Raw genomic sequence first — 5,243 nt, forward strand, 5'->3', positions numbered from 1 at the left:
TGGCGAGGCCGAGCGCACAGGGACAAGCGATGATCAGCACCGACACCGCCGAGACGATGGCAAAGATCAGGCTGGGCTCGGGTCCAAACACGGCCCAAGCGATGAAGGCGACAATCGCGACAAGGACGACGGCCGGGACAAAGTAGAAAGAAACGCGATCAGCCAACCCTTGGATCGGGGCGCGCGAGCGCTGCGCCTTGGCGACGAGCTCGACGATGCGCGCCAGCGTCGTCTCGGCGCCGACCTTCTCAGCGCGCATGATCAGCGCACCATTCTTGTTGAGCGTGCCGCCGGTCAGCGCATCGCCCTCGACCTTCTCGACCGGCAACGGCTCGCCCGTGATCATCGATTCGTCGAGCGAGGACCGTCCTTCCAGCACCGTGCCATCGACCGGCACGGCGTCACCGGGGCGTATGCGCAGGCGATCGCCGGCCTTGACGGCGGCGAGGGGCACGTCGTTTTCGGAACCATCGGCGGCGATCAGCCGCGCTGTCTTCGGTGCGAGATCGAGCAAGGCGCGGATCGCCGAGCCGGTCTTTTCACGGGCGCGCAGCTCCAGCACCTGGCCAAGGAAGACCAGCGCGACGATGACGGCGGCAGCCTCGAAATAAACCGGCACCGCACCGCCATGGCCGCGGAACTGATGCGGAAAGATATCCGGAAACAGCGTGGCGACGACGCTGTAGAGATAGGCGGCGCCGACGCCGAGCGAGATCAGCGTCCACATGTTGGGGCTGCGGTTGACGAGCGAATCCCAGCCGCGGTGGAAGAAAGGCAGTGCCGCCCACAACACGACGGGGCTGGCCAATGCCAGCTCAAGCCAGACCTTCGTCCGCTCGTCGACAAAAGCCTGGAAAGTCAGGCCAAGCATCGGCGCCATGGCGACGACCAGCAAAGGGACGGATAGAGCGGCACTGACCCAGAATCGCCTGGTGAAATCGACCAGTTCCGGATTGGGACCCTCGTCACCCGTTGGTACGCCCATCGGCTCCAGCGCCATGCCGCATTTCGGGCAGGATCCGGGCTTGTCGCGGACGATCTCCGGGTGCATCGGGCAGGTGTATTGCGTGCCCTTGGGCATCGGCTGCGGTGCTGGCCTGCCGCCGAGATATTTTTGCGGCTCCGCCTCGAATTTCGCCTGGCAAGCGGCCGAGCAGAAATAGAAGCCCTGGCCTTCGTGGCGGGCAAAATGACTGGCTGTCGCGCGGTCGACGCTCATGCCGCAGACCGGATCGGTGGCGGTCAGGAATTTTTCCAGTTCGGCGACGAATTTCGTGCGGCAGCCCTGGCTGCAGAAATGATAGAGATGGCCATCATGCTCGGCCGTCGGCTTGCCAGCCGCCGGATCGACAGTCATGCCGCAGACCGGGTCGCGGACGACGCTCTTCGTGGTGGGCACGGCGCCTTTTGTCGAGCAGCAGCTGCCGTGCGCGTGATGATCGTGATCTGAATGCGTCATTCGAAAATGCCTTGATGGATCGGTGTGTGACGTGGAGATAGGGCTTCCAGTAACTGGAAGGTCAAGGGCTGTTTCGACTTTTCTTCTCCGGTCCACGGCGCGTCCATCCACCCCAGAAAAAGTCTCACGCGGCAACACCAGGCCTGCTAGAAAGCGCGAGCGTCGCGGGGGTGGGGATTTTCTTCGGCAATGAAGCGTCTGGTCATCAATCTCGATCGGTCTCCCGATCGCCTTGCCCGTGTGACGGCGGAGTTTGCCCGCATCGGCGTTGCATTCGAACGCGTTCAGGCCATAGACGCACGCGACCGGCCGGAGCTGGACCAGCTGCCGCAAAATGTCGGATATCGGAACAGGCTGCCATTGACTGACGGCGAGATCGCCTGCCTGCTCAGTCACCGGGCCTGCTGGGCTGTCATCGCGCAAGGCGACGCCCGCTACGGGGCGATTTTCGAGGACGACATCGTCTTTGCCGCAAAAGCCGGCGCATTGCTTCGCGACAGCGACTGGATCCCAGCCGATGCCGAAGTCGTCAAGCTCGAAAGCTACTTCTGTAAGACCGTGATCCGACGCAAGCGCATTGCCATCGGTCACGGCTTTTCCACATCCAAACTCGACGCCGAACATATAGGAACCGCCGGCTACATCATCTCCAGGCAAACCGCGCTCGACCTGATCAAGGCCACCGAGGAGATCGGCATCGCTGTCGACGACCTTGTCTTCAACCCCGAGTTTTCGGTTTTGCGAGGCGAGACGATCTATCAGCTTGTTCCTGCGCTCTGCGCGCAAGATCAGTTCCTTGGCGACAGGGCGCTCCAATTGCCAAGCCTGCTCAGAGAAAAGCGGGATATCCAGTGCGCCGCACCCGCCGGGACCGGGAAACGCAGAAAGACAGCCATAGCGAGGGTCAAAGCCGAGGCTCGGCGAATAGGCAAGCGCATTGTCGATTTCGGTCGACTGAAGCGGAGAATGGTCATTCCATTTACTTATCCGAGCCAAAACTCAGCCGGGTCTTGAACCGGCTTCAACGCCCCATACCCAGCGCCGCCAAAACGCGCTATAGACGCCGCCGAAACGGCAAGGCCGACTGGATATATGGCAAGAATCTCCCTGAAGCTCGACGAATTGATCGACGGCGAAGCCTTGCGCCGCGAGATGACCGCGCTGACCGCGGGCACGGCGGGCGACGGCTCAGGGCAGGCTGCGCGCAATGGTGTGCTCCAGCTGCTCAAGGGACGACTGGCGGACGGGCGCGCCATTGCCGAACGCATGCTGAGGGACGATGGCGGCGGCAGCGCCTGCGCGGCGCGGCTGTCGCATCTCATGGACGAGATCATCCGGGCGCTTTACGATTTCGCCGTCACCCATGTCTACCGGGTCAAGAACCCGTCCTCCGCGGAGCGCATGGCCGTCGTCGCTGTCGGCGGCTACGGCCGTGGAACGCTGGCGCCGGGGTCCGACATCGACCTGTTGTTCCTGCTGCCTTACAAGCAGACGCCGTGGGGCGAACAGACAGTCGAATACATGCTCTATATGCTGTGGGACCTGGGGCTGAAGGTCGGCCACGCCACACGCAATATCGACGAATGCCTGCGCCTGTCGCGCACCGACGTCACCATCCGCACCTCGATCCTCGAAGCACGTTTCCTGTGGGGCGAGGAAAAGCTCTATGATGAACTGATGCTGCGCTTCGACCATGAGGTGGTGCGCACGACCGGCCCCGAATATGTCCAGGCCAAGCTTGCCGAACGCGATGACCGCCATGCCAAGGCCGGCGAAAGCCGCTATCTGGTCGAGCCCAACGTCAAGGACGGCAAGGGTGGCCTGCGCGATCTGCAGACGCTGTTCTGGATCGGCAAATATTTCTACCGGGTGCGCACCGGCGAGGAATTGGTCGATAAAGGCGTCTTCACCGAGGGTGAGTACCGCGAGTTCCAGAAAGCCGAGGATTTCCTGTGGGCGGTACGCTGTCACATGCATTTCCTCACCGGCAAGGCCGAGGAGCGGCTGCATTTCGACATCCAGCGCGAGATCGCCGAACGGCTCGGCTACACCACGCACCCCGGCCTGTCGGCGGTCGAGCGCTTCATGAAGCACTACTTCCTCGTTGCCAAGGACGTCGGCGACCTGACCCGCATCTTCTGTGCCGCGCTCGAGGAGGAGCAGGCCAAGCACGTGCCGGGCTTCAACCGCATCTTCCTGACTTTCTCGCGGCGCAAGCGCAAGCTGGCCGGCACGTCGGACTTCATTGTCGACAACCACCGCATCAACATCGCCGACGACCAGGTGTTCGAGCGCGATCCGGTCAATCTGCTCAGGCTGTTCTGGTTCGCCGACAAGCACGGTCTGGAATTCCACCCCGATGCGCTGAAGCTGCTGACCCGTTCGCTCGGCCTGGTCAACAAGTCGCTGCGGCGCGACGAGGAGGCCAACCGGCTGTTCCTCGACATATTGACCTCGGATCGCAATGCCGAACTCAATCTGCGCCGCATGAACGAGGCCGGGCTGCTCGGCAGGCTGATCCCGGATTTCGGCAAGATCGTCGCCATGATGCAGTTCTCGATGTACCACCACTACACGGTGGACGAGCACCTCATCCGCTGCATCGGCGTGCTGGCCGAGATCGAACGCGGCGACGGCGAAAAGGTCCATCCCCTGTCGCACACGCTGATGCCGGGGCTGAAGAAGAGCCGCGAGGCGCTCTATGTCGCCGTACTGCTGCACGACATCGCCAAGGGCAGGCCGGAGGACCATTCCGAGGCGGGGGCCAGGATCGCACGCCGCATCTGTCCGCATATGGGGCTGTCGCCTGCCGATACCGAGACCGTTGCCTGGCTGGTCGAGAACCATCTCGTGATGTCGATGACAGCCCAGACCCGCGACCTCAACGACCGCAAGACCATCGAGGATTTCGCCGCGATCGTGCAGTCGGTCGAGCGGCTGAAGCTGCTTTTGATCCTCACCGTCTGCGACATCAGGGGCGTCGGACCGGGTGTCTGGAACGGCTGGAAGGGCCAGTTGCTGCGCACGCTCTACTACGAGACCGAATTGCTGTTGACCGGCGGGTTTTCGGAAGTGTCGCGCGCGCAACGCACGGCGGCGGCGCGCGAGCGTCTGGCCGAGGCGCTTGCCGACTGGCCGGACAAGGCCCGCAAGCGCTATGTCGGCCAGCACTACGAGAATTACCTTTTGACCGTCGATCTCGCAGACCAGCTGCGCCATGCCGAATTCATTCGTGAGGCTGACGCGTCAGGCAACAAGCTTGCCACCATGGTCAAGACCCACCAGTTCGAGGCGGTGACCGAAATCACCGTGCTGGCGCAGGACCACCCCCGCCTGCTCTCGGTCATCGCCGGGGCGTGCGCCGGGGCCGGCGGCAACATTGTCGACGCGCAGATCTTCACGACGTCGGACGGCCGTGCGCTCGACACGATCCTGATCAGCAGAGAATTCGACCGCGACGAGGACGAGCGCCGGCGTGCCGAGCGTGTCGGCCGGCTGATCGAGGACGTGCTGTCGGGCAAGAGCTGGCTGCCGGAAATGATCGAGAAGCGCACCAAGCCGCGGCGCGGCTCCAAGGTGTTCAAGATCCCGCCGCGTGCCGAAATCCGCAACACGCTGTCGAATCGTTTTTCGGTCATCGAGGTCGAGGGCCTCGACCGGCCTGGGCTGCTGTCGGAGATCACCGGAACGCTTTCCGACCTGTCGCTTGACATCGCATCGGCCCACATCACCACCTTCGGCGAAAAGGTCATCGACACTTTCTATGTCACCGATCTCACTGGCC

The 5,243-nt window shown here is 63.0% G+C and carries 3 protein-coding genes; 2 read left to right on the plus strand and 1 reads right to left on the minus strand.

Features of this window, described 5'->3' with window-relative positions; translation table 11 throughout:
* On the minus strand, positions 1-1,459 hold a 1,459-nt coding region (locus EN879_RS23395), incomplete at its 3' end, for an HAD-IC family P-type ATPase (protein ID WP_127274270.1).
* 189 nt (positions 1,460-1,648) lie between these two features.
* Between EN879_RS23395 and EN879_RS23400 the strand changes: the two genes are divergently transcribed.
* A complete protein-coding gene (locus EN879_RS23400) occupies positions 1,649-2,473 on the plus strand; it encodes a glycosyltransferase family 25 protein (protein WP_013528059.1) in 825 nt (274 codons plus the stop codon).
* A gap of 78 nt (positions 2,474-2,551) precedes the next feature.
* Positions 2,552-5,243, plus strand: a 2,692-nt coding sequence (locus EN879_RS23405) for a [protein-PII] uridylyltransferase (protein ID WP_127274271.1), incomplete at its 3' end; no start/stop codon positions are given.

The organism is Mesorhizobium sp. M7A.F.Ca.AU.002.02.1.1 (assembly GCF_003998535.1).
In the GTDB taxonomy this organism is placed as follows: domain Bacteria; phylum Pseudomonadota; class Alphaproteobacteria; order Rhizobiales; family Rhizobiaceae; genus Mesorhizobium; species Mesorhizobium ciceri.